General features: G+C 73.4%; 11 protein-coding genes. 5 read left to right on the top strand and 6 right to left on the bottom strand.

Features of this window, described 5'->3' with window-relative positions; genetic code table 11:
* The first annotated feature begins 56 nt into the window (after positions 1–56).
* From DVS28_RS28195 to DVS28_RS05610, 4 genes are all read left to right on the top strand, one after another.
* Positions 57–347: a WXG100 family type VII secretion target gene (locus tag DVS28_RS28195; RefSeq protein ID WP_164709977.1), complete on the top strand. Its 291-nt coding sequence runs from the start codon at positions 57–59 to the stop codon at positions 345–347.
* A gap of 80 nt (positions 348–427) precedes the next feature.
* Positions 428–1,627 (top strand): WXG100 family type VII secretion target, encoded by a 1,200-nt coding sequence (locus DVS28_RS05620; RefSeq protein ID WP_114590590.1) that lies wholly within the window; start codon positions 428–430, stop codon positions 1,625–1,627.
* A complete protein-coding gene (locus DVS28_RS05615; protein WP_114590589.1) occupies positions 1,624–2,232 on the top strand; it encodes a hypothetical protein in 609 nt (202 codons plus the stop codon). Before DVS28_RS05620 ends, DVS28_RS05615 begins: the two co-directional genes overlap by 4 nt.
* On the top strand, positions 2,229–2,759 hold the full coding sequence (locus tag DVS28_RS05610; RefSeq protein ID WP_114590588.1) for a hypothetical protein: 531 nt from the start codon (positions 2,229–2,231) through the stop codon (positions 2,757–2,759). The genes DVS28_RS05615 and DVS28_RS05610 overlap by 4 nt, the downstream gene beginning before the upstream one ends.
* On the opposite strand, the gene DVS28_RS28190 is transcribed toward DVS28_RS05610, so the two are convergent.
* The 4 genes from DVS28_RS28190 to DVS28_RS05590 form a co-directional block, all read right to left on the bottom strand.
* A complete protein-coding gene (locus DVS28_RS28190; RefSeq protein WP_164709976.1) occupies positions 2,735–3,529 on the bottom strand; it encodes an SPOR domain-containing protein in 795 nt (264 codons plus the stop codon). The two genes, DVS28_RS05610 and DVS28_RS28190, sit on opposite strands and share 25 nt — an antisense overlap.
* On the bottom strand, positions 3,529–4,959 hold the full coding sequence (locus DVS28_RS28185; protein ID WP_164709975.1) for a VldE C-terminal domain-containing protein: 1,431 nt from the start codon (positions 4,957–4,959) through the stop codon (positions 3,529–3,531). Before DVS28_RS28185 ends, DVS28_RS28190 begins: the two co-directional genes overlap by 1 nt.
* A 145-nt stretch (positions 4,960–5,104) precedes the next feature.
* The gene (locus DVS28_RS05600) at positions 5,105–6,193 is read right to left on the bottom strand and encodes a LysM peptidoglycan-binding domain-containing protein (RefSeq protein WP_164709974.1); all 1,089 of its coding nucleotides are present in this window, start codon (positions 6,191–6,193) and stop codon (positions 5,105–5,107) included.
* The gene (locus DVS28_RS05590) at positions 6,190–7,227 is read right to left on the bottom strand and encodes a CpaE/TadZ family protein (RefSeq protein ID WP_164709973.1); all 1,038 of its coding nucleotides are present in this window, start codon (positions 7,225–7,227) and stop codon (positions 6,190–6,192) included. The genes DVS28_RS05600 and DVS28_RS05590 overlap by 4 nt, the downstream gene beginning before the upstream one ends.
* A gap of 201 nt (positions 7,228–7,428) precedes the next feature.
* On the opposite strand from DVS28_RS05590, the gene DVS28_RS05585 reads away from it, so the two are divergent.
* Positions 7,429–8,376: a MinD/ParA family ATP-binding protein gene (locus DVS28_RS05585; protein WP_114590584.1), complete on the top strand. Its 948-nt coding sequence runs from the start codon at positions 7,429–7,431 to the stop codon at positions 8,374–8,376.
* On the opposite strand, the gene DVS28_RS29905 is transcribed toward DVS28_RS05585, so the two are convergent.
* Together DVS28_RS29905 and DVS28_RS05575 are read right to left on the bottom strand one after the other, a co-directional pair.
* A complete protein-coding gene (locus tag DVS28_RS29905; RefSeq protein WP_216826415.1) occupies positions 8,362–11,730 on the bottom strand; it encodes a serine/threonine-protein kinase in 3,369 nt (1,122 codons plus the stop codon). The genes DVS28_RS05585 and DVS28_RS29905 overlap by 15 nt on opposite strands.
* On the bottom strand, positions 11,727–16,937 hold the full coding sequence (locus DVS28_RS05575; RefSeq protein WP_164709971.1) for an apolipoprotein A-IV repeat region-like domain-containing protein: 5,211 nt from the start codon (positions 16,935–16,937) through the stop codon (positions 11,727–11,729). The genes DVS28_RS29905 and DVS28_RS05575 overlap by 4 nt, the downstream gene beginning before the upstream one ends.
* Positions 16,938–17,197 lie beyond the last annotated feature (260 nt).

Genomic DNA, 17,197 nt, shown 5'->3' with positions numbered 1-17,197 from the left:
ATGCAGTCACCGGCCGAACCTCCGGCCACGACCCACCACACCGAAGGGGACCACCCATGAGCGTCATCCGCGCGAACCACGAGGAGATCACCCGCATGGCCGGCCGTGTCGGCCAGGCCGCTGTCGTCGCCCAGGAGGAGATCGCCTCCTGCCGGTCGCAGCTGTCGTCGCTGAACGACTCCTTCACGGGCGAGACCGCAGCGGCGTTCCAGACCCGGTACGAGGAGTGGAACACCGCAGCAGCGGAGCTCACGACCGCCCTCGACACCCTCGGCCGTTGGTTGCAGGAGCGCGGTGACCTGATCGCGGAGTGGGACACCCGCAACGCCGCCAGCGTCCTGTCCTAGCCGAGCCGCCACCTCAGGCCCATTTCGCAGCCGCTCGGGTCGGGCGGCACGTGCTCCCGGCCGATGGGACTCCACCCACGATGAACGCCCCGTTCCACCGTCCCGGGATCAGTGACGGCGACAGCCGCTGGGACCTGCTCGGTGGCTGCCCGACGCCCGGGTCGCCCGAGGCGATCGACGACGCCGCGGCGTCGATGCGGACGCGGGCGGAAGCCGCGGAGGACCTGTACGACCAGCTGCAGCAGCTCGGCCTGGACCTCGGCGACAGTGGCTGGGGCGGCCCGACCGCTGCCGCGTTCGCCGAGCGGTTCTCGGCGTTGCCCGCCCGGGTCCTGACCGCACGGATCGCGCTGGACGCCGTCAGCAAGGCCCTGGCCAGGTGGGGCGAGGCGCTGCACGCCCTGCGGATCGACGGACTCCGTGCCCTGGTGGATGCCGAAGCGGCCCACGCCGCCTGGGCAGCGGCGAACGATGCCCGCACGGAGGCCTACCAGCAGGGCCAGCTGGAGCTGCACCACGACGCCGCTGTCGGCGAGGCGATGCGTGACCTGGAAGCGGCCCGCGCACGTGCCGCCGAGCTGCGAACCGATCACGCCGAGCTGGCCGCGTCCGCCACACGGATCATCCACGACCAGACGCCGCATGCGGCCGGTCCGGACGATGACCTGTTGACCGCGATGCTGGACCACCTCGGTGGGCCCGACCTGGTCGCCGCAGTCCTCGGGACCGGCCTGGACGCCGACAGCGACGGCGACGGCGACACGATCGATCCGGCCGGCGAGATCGCCGGCATCGTGGCCGACAGCTGGTCGGAGGTGGTGCTCGGCCTGCAGGGCGCGCTGGAGGACGTGATGGGCGCTGCGGTCATAGGGCCGGCTCGCACCGACGCCTACCTCCATGGCGAGGAGACCGCGGCGAGCACCGCCGACATCCTGCACCTGGCCGTCGACATCGGCGAGGGCGTCCCGTTGCCGCCGGCGACGCTTCCGCCGCTGGAGGGACTGGTGGACCTGGTGCCGACCGTGCCCACCGGCGTGTCGGTGCCACTCGACCTCGTGGCGGGGCTGCAGGTGACGAGCGTCGACATCCCGCGGCCGCTGCGCTACGTCGACTGGTTCGCTGCCGTTGCGGCAAGCCCTGCCGCCCTCACCCCCGCGTGGCTCGACCTGATGGACTTGCAGGCCGTCGCCGGGCCCGCCGTCACGCGAGCCGGCGACACATTGGCGCTGAGCGGCGGCGTCCCCGTGGCCGGGACCTTCGACGCGGAGGCACAGCGATGACCCCCTCGACCGCCAGTCACGAGCGCACCGTCAGCGTCTCGCTGCCCGAGGGCTGGACCGTCGCGGATCCGACCGACCCCACGGCGTGGTCCCGTGGCACCGATGCGGTCCGCGGGGTGCTGCGGCAGCGCGGCCACGACCGGGCCGCCCGTGCCGGCGTGGTGCTCGCGGCGTCCTGTCGACAGCGCCTGCCCGACGGGACCGCTTTCGCCGTCGACCTGTCGGTGGCGCTGCGCCGGACCGGGGTGCAGGCTCCCCAACCCACCCCGACGATGCTGCGCGCGGCCATGCTCGGCACCGGACGCGGGACCTCCGAGGAGGTCGTGCGCCCCCTCGGATCGCCCACCGTCGAGGAGCTCCCCGTCGGAACCGGCGTTCGCCAGCGGGGCGTGGCCACGTTCCGGGCTCGCGGCGGCCTCGTGGTCCAGCTGCTGGTCGACCGGTTCGTGATCCCCGTGGACGGGGCGTTGCTGATCGCGGACTTCCGCACACCCCATGTCGGTGACCACGAGCAGCTCGGTCCGGTGTTCACTGCGATCGCAGCCACCCTCGAGGTCGACGGGACCCCTGACCCCGTGGGCGTCCCCGGCCAGGCGTCCTCGTGACCGCCATCACGAGCCCCGGGGCGGGCTGGATCGTGGAGCTGCCCGACGGCTGGTTGCCGCGCGCCGGGACCGAGGTGCCGTCGTGGGTCAGCGACGTCCCCTCGCAGGCCGCGGCCGGTTCATTGGCCATGCTGCTGGACCACGATCGATCGGCTGGTGCGGCGTCGATGGCCTGGTCGCCGGCGGCGCTGGCGGAGCGGGGGGTCCTCGCCACCCACACCGTGCGGCTGGGCATCCCGGAGGACCCGGCAGGCGCCGTGGCGCTGTCAGCGGACCAGGACGTCGTCCTCCCCCACAGCCGGGGCACGATGCGGGTGGCCGTGGCGACACCGGACGGTCATCCGACCCTGGTGGTCACCCACCACCTCGACCTCTCGGGCGGCCACCGCCTGGCGTTGGTCGGCCGCACCACCGCCGTGACCCTGGCGGACGAGTTCGTCCGGCTGTTCCACCTGGTGGCGGCATCTGCCGAGATCGTCAGCTCCAGCGACGGATTCGGCCGTCAGCCGGCGGTCGTCCGCACGTAGCAGTCGGGCTGGCGGCCCGGCGAGGGGGCACCGAACTCGGCGCTGCAGAACGCCTGTGCGTCGGCCTGGGTGTCGAACTGCCCCACGTACACGACCCAGAAGCCATCGCGCATCTGGCCGAAGTCAGTGGAGTACACGTAGCCGCCGTCGGGGTAGTCCGCGGCGTAGCGTTCCTCGAACAGCCGCCGTGCGTCGTCCTCGTTGTCGGGGCTCTGCACGATCGCGATCCACGGTGGGTCCAGCGGTTCACCGCCGGGCGGCGCCACGGACGCGGCCGGGGACGGCGAGGCAGTCGGGGCGCCCCCCACATCCGATGGGGTCGCCTCGACGCCGGCCGTGGTGGGTTCGGGTGGCTCGACCACCGCGGTCCCGTCCTCGTCAGCCGGCGGGCGAATGGTGTAGTAGATCTCCACGAACCCGCCCGTCGCGGCGCGGCTGTTGGCCGGGGGGTCCTGTTCGAACACGGTCCCGTCCGTCCCCTCGGTCCGGACGACGCCCTCGTGGACCGGTATGAACCCGGCCTCCTCGAGGATGCCGCGCGCATCCTGCCAGCCGAAGTCCGTCACCTGCGGCACCAGGACGAGGTCGGCGGTTCCCTCCTCGTCACCCCCCAGGGCCGTCACGGCGAACGCAACGCCCAGGCCCAGCGCGATCACCAGGGCGCCGACGGCGACCCACTTCCAGCCGCTTCCCCGTTCGATGACGAGCGGCACGATCTCCTCCCGTTCGGGCAGGGGAAGGCCCAGGGGTGGGGTCTGCTCCGAGGTCATCAGGCGGAGACCCCGAAGCAGGCGCAGGCGTAGGCGTTCTCGTCGCCGTCGAAGGAGACGTGCACGTGGTCCAGGTGCATCGCCGTGGGATCGGTCCGCCCGGCCGGGTGGGTGTAGGGCCGCCATGCCCAGTCCCCGACCGGGCTGCAGATCTGGCCGTTCCAGATGACGTAGGTCACGCCGAGCTCCTCGCGGTGCGCACGGTAGAAGTCCGCAAGTGCCTGTCCGGTGGCAACGTCGTCGTAGGTCATCAGGTCGATCGCGAGGCCCTTGGAATGGTCCGTCGGCGTCGGCCGCCAGCCGAGTCCTCCGATGGTGCCCTCGAACCCGAACGCTCGGGCAAGTGCCGCACCGCGAGCGGTGACCGCCTGCAGGCCGATCCGCCGGAAGCGCTGGAACTCCTGCAACGTGGGCGAGAGCATCGCCACTGCCATGGGCGCACCCGTGGTCCGGACGACCTCCAGCGCGGAGGAGACGCGGACCATGTCCTCGGCAGCGACCGGGGGCGGACCGTCGCGGCGCGGGTCGGGGTGCGGCGCAGCACCTGGGCGAGCCGCAGCCGGGGGTGGCGTGGCGGCCGCGGAGCCGGCCGGCCGATGCACCGCCGGGGCCGCCGGACCGGTCGCGACACCACCCGCCAGGGCAGCAGCGACGGGGGCCGCAGCTGCCGGGGTGCCCGCACCGCTTCCGGCAGCGGTACCGAAGGCGCCCCCGGTGAAGGGAGGCACCGGGTCGAGCTCGGCGGCCGTGGCCGCCGCTTCGGTGCGCAGCTGCAGGGCCAGCCGGGCGGCGTCGGCGCGTGCGCTGTCGAGGCGAGCCTGCGCATCGGACAGTGCGGTGGTCGTGTCGGTGATGTCGGCGTCGAGCGCGGCGAGGGCAGCAAGGGCGTCGTTGACGACGATGGCCAGCCGGTCGGCGTCGGCCTGCAGCACCGGAGCGGTGGGCAGCCCGAGGGCGATGGCCGTTTCGGCGTCGGACTGTGCGGCACGCCATGCCGACCGTCGCATGTCGTGCTCGGCCACCCGCGCCGTGCGGTCGGCCTGCAGCGCCACGAGCTGCTCCTCGGCGGCCTCCCGCTCCTCGTCGGCGGTGGTGGCGGCAGCCAGCACGTCCAGCGCCGACGCCTGCACCGACTCCAGCACGTTGGCCCAGCCCTGGAGTGCCCGTCCGGCGGCCTGCCCTGCCTCGACGAACACCGCCACCTCCGGGCCGATCGACGCGACCGCGGCAGCAGTGGCGGTTGCGGCCGCACCACGCCAGGAGCCGTCCCCGACAGAGCTGGCCAGCATGGTCGTCTGCCGTTCAGCCGCGACGGCCTGCAGCGCCGCACGCAACACCTGTTCGGCCGTGGCCCTGACCGCCGTCGGGTCCCCCGGGGCGGGGTCGCCGCCGAGCAGGGTCCAGTCGCCGACATCGGTGGTGGTGCTCACCGGATCATCCCATCAACGGACGTGCCCGTCGTCCCCGACGACCGTCCGCAGTGCTGCGTTGCGACACAACCGTTCATCCCGTCGCGGAGGATACGCCATCCTCGAGGTGCCCTCAGCGGGACCTGTGGACACCGTCGACGGCCGATCAGCCGTCGCTGGAATCCGCGTCGGTGGGGGCCGTGTCGTCGGTGCTCGCGTCCGCCGAGTCGTCGTCGGTGCCGCGCTGCTCGACGATGTCCTCGGGGATCTCCAGCACGATCCCGATCGCGAGCTGGTCGGGGTCGGGGCCGATGCGATCGCGGTTGACGTCGTAGATGACCTCCACGGCACGGCCGATGTCGAGGACGGTGATCTCGCCGTCGGCGTCGGCCAGCAGGTCCGTGGCGATCGACCACAAGCTGTCACCGGCACGGACGACGTAGGTGGTCACGCCGCCGAGCGGGATCGGGGTGGTCGTCACGGCGTCGTCGAGGTCGGAGAAGTCCTCGGTGATGTCGGTGGTCCCGGCACCCTGGATCGCGGGCGGCGGGGCCGACCCGACGATGACCGGCACCACCGGAGGGGTGGGTCGCTCGGGAACGTCCACACCGTCGTCGGGGTCGGGGTCGGGGTCGGGGACGGGTGGGGCCGGTGTCGGGAAGCGGCCACCGGCGGGTGTGTCCGGCCGCACGGGCGGCACGACCACGACGGGGGTGTCGGTCTGCCGTGGCGGCGGCTCGGTGTCACGACCGTCCAGGGGGATGATGACGGGAGGACGGATTCCCGGCAGCACGTCGTCGACAACGTCAGCGACGTCCTCCATCGGGTCGTCGATGACCTGGTCGATGACCTCCTCCACGACATCGACGACTTCGTCGACCACCTCACCGGTGTCGTCGACGGTGTCCCCGATGACCTCGCCCACGTCGTCGATCACATCGGTGACCGGCCCCGTCGATGGCGGGGCGACGGCCGGCACGGCGACGGCGGCGGCGGGCTCGGGAGCGACCTGTTCGGGCGTTTCACCCAGCAGGTCCTGGACCAGCACGTCGGCGACGTCCTGCGCCGGTGCCTCCACCGGCGGGGTCGACGCCATGGCCGGCACCGCCGGGGCCACTGTCAGCATCCCAGCAGTCGCGGCCGCCGCAGCGCCACGGGCGGCGGCGCGCCGCCCGGGCTCCTCGACAGGGTCCTGGGCACGGACCGTCCGCGCGTCGTCGACCACGCGACGAATCGCGTCCTCGTACGCCGTCATGAGCCTGGCCCCTGTCGTTGCGGTGCTGCGAAACCATCCGCCACGGCTGCGGCGAGCTGGGCGATCGCGTGCCGTGTGGAGGCTCGAAGATAACCGAGATCCGTCGTTCCCCCACGGGCGAGATCGCAATCCCACGGTACCGCGACGACCGTGCGCACGATCGGCGCGAAGTGGCCCATCAACGCCTCGACGTCAACGCCGGTGTCCTCTCGGAGGCCGTTGACCACGACCACTGCATCGGCCACGAGATCACCGAAGCCGGCTCCCTCCAGCCACCGCAGCATGTAGGTGACGGAGTGCACCGAGTCCACTCGCGGCGCGGTGACGATCACGAGCTGGTCGACCGCCTCGACGATGGCGCGGGTGGCCGCCGTCGTGACACCCGTTCCGCAGTCGGCCAGCAGGAGGGTGTAGTCCAACGACAGCCGGTCCAGCAGCTCGTGCATGTCCGACCGGGTGATGCCGCGGGTGTCCCGCGGATCCTCGGGCGCGGCGATGACCTCCAGCCGGCTGGCGGCCTGGGAGGTGAAGTGCCGCAGGTCGTAGTAGTCCCGCACCGACCCCACGAGGTCCAGCAGGTCAACGGCGTTGGCGCTGGACTCGCGTTCGATCCGGTGTGCCAGGGTCCCGGCGTCGGGGTTGGCGTCCAACGCCACCACCCGGTCGTCGCGCAGGCTTGCCAGGGTGTGGCCCAGCAGGACCGTGACGGTCGTCTTGCCGACACCCCCCTTGGTCGACGCGACCGCCACCCGCCGTGCCCCGTCGAAGGGACTGAGGATCCGTTCGACGAGCGCCCGCGCATCCCGTTCGGCGGCGTCGAGCCGGGCCTGCTGGGCGCGACGCGACCGCCGCCACGCCCGCCGTCGACGGGGCCGAGCAGCTGGCTCGTCCCCAACGAGGGCCGTCGCGTCGGCAAGCCGCCTCGCGGCCTCCTCGGAGGGCCGTTCGCCGCCGAGCAGGCGGGTCAGCCGTTCGTCCTCGACCAGCGAGCGATGGTCCTCGCCTGCACCGCGGTCATCGGCCTCGTGCGGCACGTCGGCAGGCTGCCGCGTCGGCTCCTCGTCGTTCCCCGTCGATGTGACCGATCCCCGGTACGCCTCGAAGTCCTCTGCCACATCCCACCTCGGCTCGGTCGACCCCAGCAGATGGGGTCGCGCGCCGGTGGACCGTAGCATGCGGCCCAGCGCACTCGTCGGTGCCGAATCGTCCTCCCGACACCATCCCTGATCGCCAACATGCCCCCACACCAGGACTCGCCCCCGCCCCCGGAGGATCCCTTCGACGCCGACCGCGTCCACGGTCCTCGGCCCATCACCCACCAACCGCGGGCTCGACGCTGGCGGCGTCGGAACGAGGATCCGGATGCGGCGTTGATCGCCCGGACCCAGGCGCCCCTGTCCCGCTCCCGACGGATCGTCGTGGCATCGCGGAAGGGTGGCGTCGGCAAGACCAGCGTGGCACTGATGCTGGGCCACACCTTCGCCGCGAAGCGACTGGACCGGGTTGTCGCCGTCGACGGCGACCCCGACGGTGGGACCCTGGCCCACCGTGTCGCCCGGGAGGACGCACTGCACATCGGTGACCTGCTCGAGGCCATGCGCGACGTGCACGGCTACACCTCGATCCGACGCTTCACCGTCGGCACCCCATCGGGTCTGGAGGTCCTGGCGACCCCGGCTGACCCCGACGCCTCACGGACCTACCACACCGCTGAGTACCTGCGGATCCTGGCCAAGCTCAACGGCAGCTACGGACTGATCCTCCTCGACACGGGGACGGGGGTCCTGGACAACGTGACCGCCGGCATCCTCGACGCGGCTGATCAGCTCGTCCTGGTGTCCGGGCCCGGCAGCGACGAGGCCCGGGCGGCCGATCAGACGCTGGACTGGCTGGACGAGCAGGGCGCGGGGCAGCTCGTGGCCGGGGCCGTCACCGTCCTCAACACGACGTGGCCGCTCGACGGCGTGGACCTCGAACCGGTGGCCGCCCACTTCGCGACCCGCACACGAGCCGTCGCCCGCCTGCCGTTCGACACCCATCTGGCGCAGGGTGGTATCGCCGATCCGTTGCGGTTGGCCGAACCCACCCGGCGGGCGTTCCTTGAGCTCGCGGCCACCGTCGCCGACGGCTTCGACCTCGACAGCCCTCGACGAACCGGCTCCCCCTCCTCAGGGCACGCGTGACCAGACCCGGCGTGCGACCTGGTCGACGACGAGGACCGTGCCGGATGGGTCGACGGCCAGGTCGACGGGTCGGAGGAGCGGCAGGTCGCTCGTGACCCCGCCGAGCAAGGTGTCAGCCCGCGCCCCGTCGAGGACGAGGACGCGACGGTTACCGGTGTCGGCGGCAACGATTCGTCCGTCGGCCAGCACGTCGACGGCCTGGGGAAGGTCCAGCGCCACCGTGTCGGTCGTTCCGTCCCCACCGCCCATGCCACGGACCCCCGGCGTGCCGGCGACGGTGGAGACGACCCCCGCGGCCAGGTCCACGCGTCGGATCGTGTGGTTGCCGGTATCGGCGATCACGAGGCCGCCGTCAATGGCCGCCACGTCGTAGGGCACCGAGAAGCTTGCGCTGTCCACCGGCCCGTCGGCTGCACCAGCGCCGCTGCCGGAGCCGGCCACCGTGGTGATGCGCCCGTCCGGCCCGACCGCCCGCACTCGGTGGGCCAACGAATCGGCGATGTAGAGGACCCCGTCCTGCCAGTCCAGCCCACGTGGGAAGCTCAGCAGGGCATCGACGGCCAGGTTCCCGTCGCCGATGCCCACGGGGGAGATGTCGGCGGGGCGCCGTTCGGGTTGGCCCGCCACGATCTCCATCACCCCGTCGCGACCCAACCGCCAGACCACATGCCGCAACGGATCGGCCACGTAGACGTTGCCGACGTCGTCGACGGCCAACCCGCCGGGCGCGGCGAGCTGTGCGTCGCCCTCGGTCCGGCTGCGGGCCTCGCCGTCGCGGATCGCCACGATCTCGCCGGTTGCCGCATCGTCCACGACGAAACCCCCGGTCGGATCGACGGCGACCGACGTCGGCAGGACCAGGGCGAGGGCGTCCGCGGGGGTGGTGGTGGGTTCCCCCGCGGTGCCGACGACCGTGGTGATCATCCCGTCCGCGCCCACAACGCGGACCACCGGTGCTGCGCCCTCCGAGACGGCCAGCGTCCCGTCCGGCGCTGCGGCGAGGCCCTTGGGTCGGTCGAGGCGGGCCAGCGCGGCAGGGCCGCCGTCCCCGTCGCTGCCCTGCTCGCCGGTACCGGCCACGAGCGTTGGCGCGCCGTCGGCCACGGCGACCACGGTGTTGTCGAAGGTGCTGGTGACGAGGATGGTGCCGTCGGGTGTGACGGCGACCCCCTCGGGACGGTTGAGGCCGGTGCCGCCTGCGATGCCCTCGATGCGCCAGGACGCCCCGTCGGGGACGAGCCGGCGCACCCTGCCCGTGGGAGGATCGCCCCCGCTGGCACGCCGGCCCAGCTCGACCACCACGAGGGTGTCGCCGTCGACCGCGATACCGGTGGGGGCGTCCAGGGTCGCCTGCAGGGCCGGGCCGCCGTCGCCGCTGGATCCGCGGATGCCGGAGCCGGCGATGACGGACTCCGTGCCATCGGGGTCCACCCGCACCACCAGCCCGTCCTCGAGGAGCGTGGTGTAGAGCGTCCCGTCGGCCTGCACGGCCAACCCGTGGGGCGGGGTCTCGGGCGACAGGGTCGAGTCCGCTCCCCCGGCGACGGTGGTGATGGTGCCGTCCGGGTCGATCCGACGGATGACCCCGTTGCCCCGGTCGGTCACGTGGACCGCACCGTCGTGCACGGCAACTCCATAGGGATCATCGAGGCTGGCGAGCACCGCGGGGCCACCGTCCCCGTCGTAGCCGGGATGTCCGGTGCCGGCGAGCACGGAGACGGTGCCGTCCTCGGCGACCCGAATGACGCGGTGGGCAGCGCGGTCGGCCAGGAACAGCTCACCGTCCTCGCCCCAGGCCAGGCCCTCACCGCGGCCGAGGCGCAGGTCGGTCGCCGGGCCGCCCACCGCCAGCCCGCGCCCAGCGGCGACGGTCACGCCGTCGGGTGTCTCCCCCGCCCCCGACAGGGGAATGGGCAGCCCGACCACGGGTTCGGCGACCTCCACCGCGGTCGGTGTGTCGACAGCGGACGCCTGGGCGTCGGTGTCCTCCGTCGGGATCTGCGCGGCCACCTCTCGTTCGGGGACGGCAGGGACGGCGGCGCGGACGAGCGACCGGTCGATGTCGTCACCGAACGGCAGGGCGAGCACACCGAGCAGGACGACCAGCAGGCCGAGTCCGACGAGGACTGCGGCACGACGCCGCGAGGCCGGTTCGGCCGGCTCGGCCGGCTCGGCCGGCGGCGTCGGAATCCGCACCGTGGCTGCCTGTCGCGCTCGAGCGTCCGCCTGCTCCTCCGCGAGCCGCGCCGCCTCGGCTGCCCGGACCTCCGCCGCAACGCGCTCCTCCTCCGCAGCACGAGCCTCCTCCGCGGCACGGGTCTCCGCAGCGCGGGTCTCCGCAGCACGAGCCTCCTCCGCAGCACGAGCCTCCTCCGCAGCTCGAGCCTCCTCCGCAGCTCGAGCCTCCTCCGCGCGAGCGGCCGGTGGCCATGGTCGGGGTGGGAGGGGCGGCAACGCCGGGTTGTGCCGTGTGGCGACGGGCGGGTCGGTGGCCGAGGGTGGCGCCAGCGGACCGCCGCGGCCCGCAAGGCGTGCCGACGCACCTGCACGCTGCAGCGCGTTCGTGAAGTCGGCCACGGAGGGGTGCCGGGTCGCGGCGTCTACGGCCAACCCCCGCTCCAGCACCGCCCAGATCGGCGCCGGCAGCCCCCGATCGCGCAGGTCGACCAGGTCACCGTCGACCTTGCGCTGCACCACGGTCTGGGGGTCGGCGATGCCGTGGCAGAACGGCGGTCGGCCCGACACGATCGTGTACAGCGTCGCGGCAAGCCCGTAGACATCGGCGGCGACCCCGGCGGGGGCTTCGGCGATCAGTTCCGGGGCCAGGTGTGCCAGCACACCCGGCTGCGACGCCGACCTGCTGATGCCGAGCGCCCGGCACCACAGGTCGGCGATGCCGGCATCGGCCAGCCGGGCCCCGCCCCACCGGTCCACCAGCACGTTCGCCGGTCGGACGTCGAGGTGGTGCACCCCTGCGTCGTGCATCGCCTGCAGGCCCGCGCCGATGCGGCGGCCGACCTGTACGGCGTCGAGCACCGTTGCCACGGGCTGCGAACCCGGCTCGAGGCTGCCGGCCATCCGCGGCTGGACCACGAACGGCACCCCACGATCGGTCGTGCCGCTGGAGCGGACCCCGACGAGCCCCGGGTGGTCACGCAGCGGCGCCAGCCGCGCGGTCTGCTCGTCGAGCCGCACCCGCGTGGCGTCGTCGACGGGCCGCAGCAGGGACACGGCGACGGCCCGGCCGAGTGTGGTCTCTCGGCCCGCCCTGACCTCGGCGAACCGCCCGTCGCCGAGGGTCCCGGCGTCGAGGACGCCCTCCACCGGAGCACGCACCTGCTGCCGTTGGCTCACCGCGGCGGCGGCGCCGACGGCGGACGGTAGCCACCGCGGACGGCAGCCTGCTCGAGGATCGCGACCGCTCGACCGATCTCGTCCCTGGCGCTGTCGAGGTCGGTGGCCAGCGCCGCCCGTCCCTCGTTGACCACGCGCTCCAGCTCCCGCGTCGCCCACGTCACGGTGGTCACGAGCTGCTCGGTGCTGCGGTCGGTCCGGCTGGCAACGACCTCGGTGGCCGCATCGACGGCAGCGCCGATGCCGTCGACCGCGTTGCCGATGCCCTCCACCGACCGGTCGCTGGCTGCGGTGCCGGCCTGGATTGCCTGCGCCACGGTGCTCTCCAGCCGCTCGGTCAGGACCTCCAGCCGGGTTGCCGCGTCGGCGCCCGTGGTGCCGATGCGGTCGGCGCGGCGCAGGGACTCCTCGATCAGCCGCTCGACCCGTTCCATGTCGCCGCGAAGGCGGGTGTTGGTCTCGCCGGCGACCGCCTCGACGCGGGTCATCGTCAGGTCCACGCCGTCGGCCAGCCGCAGGTGCTGGGCCTCCGACGCCTCAGCCAACCGTCGCTCGGTCTCGCCGAGCCGCTGGTCGAGCTCACGCTGGAGGCCCGCCGTGGACGACAGGACCTCCTCGCGGTGCCGATCCGCCCGTTCGCCGATGACCTCGCCGGCCCGGTCCGTGGCGGATGCCAACCGGTCCACGAGGACCTCGATGCGCGACGGCAGGCCGTCGACGGCGACGGCGACCGACGCCGCCGCATCGTCCACCCGCTCCTGCATCCGGCTGCTCGCCGTGTCTCCCGACTCGACGAGACGGTTCAGCTGGGTGGTGACGGTGTGCTCGACCTCGGTTCGCAAGCGGTCGGTGGCGGCAACCTGTGCGTCTGCCTGTGAGGTCGCCGTGGCCAGCAGCCTGGCCTCGGCATCGCCGACCGCCCCGTCGAGCCGTGTACCGGCGTCGGCAAGCTGGCGTACCTGCGCGCCGACGGTCTCCTGGACCTCGGTCCGGAGCTGGGCGGCCAACGCCATCTGCTCCTCGGCCTGGGCCCCCGATGCCGCCTGCAACCGCTCGGCGGCTCGCGTGACCGCCGTGTCCAGGCGGTCGCCGACGTCGGCCAGCTGCGTGGCGGCGCTCGATCCGGCCTCCCGGATGTCCTCCGCGGCAGCGCGGACCGCGGTCGCGCCCGCTTGCTCGATGCGTTGCGTCGCGACGCTGACCGCCCCGTCGACGGCCGCCGTGGCCGCCTCGATCCGGCCCGTGGCCGTGCGGAGGTCGTCGATGGAGCGGGCCACCCGGTCACCGGCGAGCGTGCTTGCCTCGGTCAGGGTGGTGACCTGACCGTCCAGGCGACCGGACACCTCGTCGAGCTGTGTGCGGTTGCGTTCGGCGTGGTCGACCATGGCGGTCGTCAGCTCGGTGACGGCGCGACGGACCTCAGCGCTTGCCTCCTGGCCGGCGCCTGCCACCTGGCCCCCTGCCCGACCGACCTCCGTTCGCAGCTCGTCGGCCGCCTGCCGCGCACTGTCCAGCACCGACGACGCGGCCCGGTCGGCAGCCTCGACCATGCGGGTCGTCTGCCCCTCGGCGGTGGCGTTCAGCTGGTCTGCGACCCGTGCCGCAGCGCCCTCCATCCGTTCGGTGGTGCTGACCCCGATGTCGTCCAGCGTGGATCGCAGCCGTGTGGCCTGGGCCTCGACGACATCGTCCAGCCCCACTCGGGTGCGCTCGAGCGCCCCCTCGCTTCGTGTGTGGATGTCCTCGACGCGGCTCGAGGTGCGTTCCAGCGCCTCCTCGATGCGGTCGGCCGCCCGGCTGCCGGCGTCGACGACGCTGGCCTCGGCAACCGTGACACGGTCCACGATGCGGGTGCCGGCCTCGTGGCTGCTGCGCTCGATGCGCTCCGCCGCGGCACGGCTGCCCTCGTCGAGGTCGGCGAACCGACCGTCGAGGGCGGTGTCGGCCGAGGCCACGGCCGTTGCCAGGCGCTCGGACTCGCGGGCGACGGCGGCGGCGATCTGGTCGGTGAGGCCCCGGGTGCGTTCGATGACGGACGTCGCGGCGTCGGCGGCCGCTGCCTCGATGGCCGAGGTGGCGGCCTGCGCGGCCCGGTCGGTCCGGTCCCCCACCGTCAGGGCAGCCGCTTCCAGGCCCGTGTGGAGCGTGTCGAGGTGACGCTGTTCGTCCTGGGCGATCCGTGTCGACGCGGCCTCGGCGGCCTGCGCGATCCGGCCGGAGGCGTCGTCGGCGACCGTGGTCAGCCGTGACGCCGCGTCCTCGGCGGACTGGGTGGCGGCTCGGGTCGACTCGGCCACCGCGGTCCGTACCTGCTCCACGGTGCTGCCGATCACCTCGGCGGCGGCGTCGCTTCGTTCCGTCACCGTCGCGGCAGCGGCCTCCGACCGCTCGACGAGGTGGGTCGTGGTGGCGTCGAGCCGGTCCCCGAGCTGGTTGGTCAGGGCCGCCACCCGCGACGTCAGGTCCGTGCCGGAGGCGTCGACCGCCTCGCTGATCGTCCGGCCTGCGTCGGCCAGGTTGGTGGCCAACGCCGCCTCGGCATCCTCGACCCGCGACCGCAGCTGGTCGGCAGCGCCCGTGGTGCGCTGGGCGGCATCGGTCACAGCCAGCTCGAGGGACGCCGTCGCGTCCCCGCTGGACCGGGTCACCCTGTCCACGGCGGCCGCGACGGCATCGGCGAGCCGGTCCCGGGCAGATGCGACGGTCCCCGTCAGGCGCTGCTCCGCGGCGTCCACGCTGCCGACGATCGTCTCGCCGGCGGCGGTCGTGGACCCCTCGATGGCGGCGGCCGCCTCGACCGCTGCGTCGCGAACCCCGGCTCGGGTCTCCTCCAAACCCACCCTGACCGCGTCGACGACGCCGACCAGGCGCACCCGGGTCTCCTCCACCGACGCCGACAGCTCGTCCCTGACACCGCCGATGCTGCGGTCGATGCTGGCGACGGCCTCGCTGCTGGAGGCCTGGATGTCCTCTGTGGCGGCCGTGCCGGCCTGCGAGACGCGTTCCGCCGCGCTGGTGGTGGCGGTGGACAGCTGATCACCGACCCGATCGGCGACCTCGATCATGCGCTCGGCTGCGGTGTCGCTGCCGGTGACGATCCGCTCGACGGCGGTCGCGGTACCGGATGCCATCCGTTCGGCGACGGCGTCGCTGCCCGTCACGACTCGGTCGATCGCCGCACCCACACGGTCCTCGACGCGGACGACCGTGGCCTCCAGGTGCTCGTCGAGGCGTTCGACCGCGCTGTCGACGTGATGGCCGACCCCCTCGACCACCCGGTCCGCGGCCGCGTCCACCGCCGCGGCAGTCCGGTCGGCGGCCTGATCGGCTGCACGTGCCGTCCGGGCCGTCGCGTCCTCGACCGAGGCGAGGGTCTGCTTCCTGGCCGCCTCTCCGGTCGACGACAGCCGCTCCTCGGCCGTCGCCCATGTGGACTCGAGCCGTCCACGAAGGGTCTCCGCGGCGTCGTCCACCACCGTCGTCAGGCCGTGTTCCATCTGCTGGATCTGCTCGACCAGGCGTTCGTCGGCGACCCGGCCGAACAGGGTCAAGGACTCGCCCTGCGCTGCCGCGACCCGGTCGACCACGCCGTCGACGACGTCGGTGATCCGCTCGACCGCCTCCGATGTGCGGGTGTCGAGGCTGGTGACGGTGCGCCCCATCGCGGCGGTCAGGGTGTCGGTGGCCGAGACCACACGGACATCCACGGACTCGATCCGCTGCGCCAACCCGTCGACCCGCTCGGTGACTCCGTCGAGCCGGCCACCGACGGCATCGAGGTCAGGACGCAACCCCTCGACCCGGGCACCCACCTCGTCGATCCGTCCGCCGACGCCGTCGATACGTTCGCCGACGCCGTCGACGTGCGGCAGCAGGCCGTCGATGCGTTGTCCGACCCCGTCGATTCGATGGCCAACGCCGTCGACACGCTCACCAACGCCGTCGATTCGGTGCCCAACACCGTCGACACGGTCGCCGACCTCGCCGACACGGTCATCGACGCCGTCGATCCGGTCGCCGATCCCCGCCACCCCGCGGTGGACCTCCTGCACCTGCTCGCCGACCCCGTCGACGTGTTCGGTCAGGTCGAGGATGCGCGTGTCCACACCCTCCAGGCGGGGCGCGAGCGCATCCACCCGGTGGCCCACGCCCGCCACGTCCTGGCCCAGCGAGTCGATACGGCCACCCACCGCATCCGCGCGAGCACCCAGCCCGTCGATGACACCCGCCACGTCGGCGGCCAAGCGGTCACCGGCGCTCGAGACCGCCTCGGCGGCCCGGTCGGCCACCGCTTGTCCGCTTGCCTCCGCCGCGTCGACGAACCCCTGCTGTGCCTCGCGAATGGACGCGGCGATGGCCTGGCTCGCCTGCGAGGCCGCTGCGGCAAACCCGGCGCGCGAGTCCTCGGTGGCCGCGGAGATGCGGGCGGCCGAGCGGTCGGTGGCCTCGGCCATCGCCGCCCCTGCACGGTCCGTCAGGTCCCCTGCGGCGTCCACGGCACCGCTGGTGTGGGCTTCGACCCGTCCGGCGGTGTCCTCCATGGACGTGACCGCAGCGACCATGCGTTGGGTGACGTCCTGCACGGCCTCGGCGGCCGCCCACGCGCCGCGGCTGGTCTGCTCACCGGCGTCGGCCATGACCGTGGCAGCCCGCTCGGCCGCTTGGCCGACAGCTCGGTTGGCCTCGGCGGTGGAGGCGGCCACCGCCTCGCGGTGTTCGGCGGCCGAGGACTGGAGCCGTTCGACGAACCCCTCGCCGGCGGTCGTGAGGCGTTCCCCCGTGCCCTCCACCAGGGAACGGAGGCGACCGAGGTCGTCGCTCGTGATGCTGTCGAGGCGGCTGCTCAGCGCCGCGGCGGCCGTGTCGACGCCGCGGGCTGCCTCGGCCACCATGTCCTGCAAGCGCTCGACCTGGGCACCCAGCAGCTGGCGGACCTCCGCCGTCGTGGCTGCGGAGCTGCGGTCCAGCGCCTCGGCGTAGGCCTGCTGGGAGGACTCGAGGTCGACCCGGATCCGCTCGGCCGTCCGATCGGGCGCGCCCTCGAGCGCCGACACGCTGGACTGCGCGGCACGGTTGACGCGTTCGCCGATCGCCTCCAGCTCGTCCAGCAGCTGTTCGGAGATCTCGATGAGGATCTTCGTGGCCTGGCGGTTCTGGCTGATCGCCTCGGCGAGGTCGACGTCTTCGCTGGGCTGCTCGGGTGCCATCGTTGTCCTTCGGGGCGTGGACCTCAGGGCCTGGACCATCGGGGAGTGCCTGCGGCGGCGTGCTCCCGCGCCTCCACCGGGGGTCAGAGGAGCCGCCATGCTCGCATCGCCGCGGCGCGGCGTCGACCTGGCTCCCCTCCCCAACGGACCGAGGGGGCGAACCGACGGCCGCGAGCGGAAGATCACCCCGGCGACATCCCCGGATGACTCAAGGTGAGGGAACACCCGCCGATCGGAGGATGACGGCCACCAGGGATCGG

The organism is Euzebya pacifica, from assembly GCF_003344865.1.
GTDB lineage: Bacteria > Actinomycetota > Nitriliruptoria > Euzebyales > Euzebyaceae > Euzebya > Euzebya pacifica.
The sequence above is the reverse complement of the archived record's forward strand: the minus strand, read 5'-3'. Positions and strand labels throughout refer to the sequence as shown.

Excerpts from the sequence above, each read along its gene's own strand:
- DVS28_RS28195 (WP_164709977.1), top strand. The coding sequence starts at position 57 with ATGAGCGTCATCCGCGCGAACCACGAGGAGATCACCCGCATGGCCGGC.
- DVS28_RS05620 (WP_114590590.1), top strand. The coding sequence starts at position 428 with ATGAACGCCCCGTTCCACCGTCCCGGGATCAGTGACGGCGACAGCCGC.
- DVS28_RS05615 (WP_114590589.1), top strand. The coding sequence starts at position 1,624 with ATGACCCCCTCGACCGCCAGTCACGAGCGCACCGTCAGCGTCTCGCTG.
- DVS28_RS28190 (WP_164709976.1), bottom strand. The coding sequence starts at position 3,529 with ATGACCTCGGAGCAGACCCCACCCCTGGGCCTTCCCCTGCCCGAACGG.
- DVS28_RS05600 (WP_164709974.1), bottom strand. The coding sequence starts at position 6,193 with ATGACGGCGTACGAGGACGCGATTCGTCGCGTGGTCGACGACGCGCGG.
- DVS28_RS05585 (WP_114590584.1), top strand. The coding sequence starts at position 7,429 with ATGCCCCCACACCAGGACTCGCCCCCGCCCCCGGAGGATCCCTTCGAC.
- DVS28_RS05575 (WP_164709971.1), bottom strand. The coding sequence starts at position 16,937 with ATGGCACCCGAGCAGCCCAGCGAAGACGTCGACCTCGCCGAGGCGATC.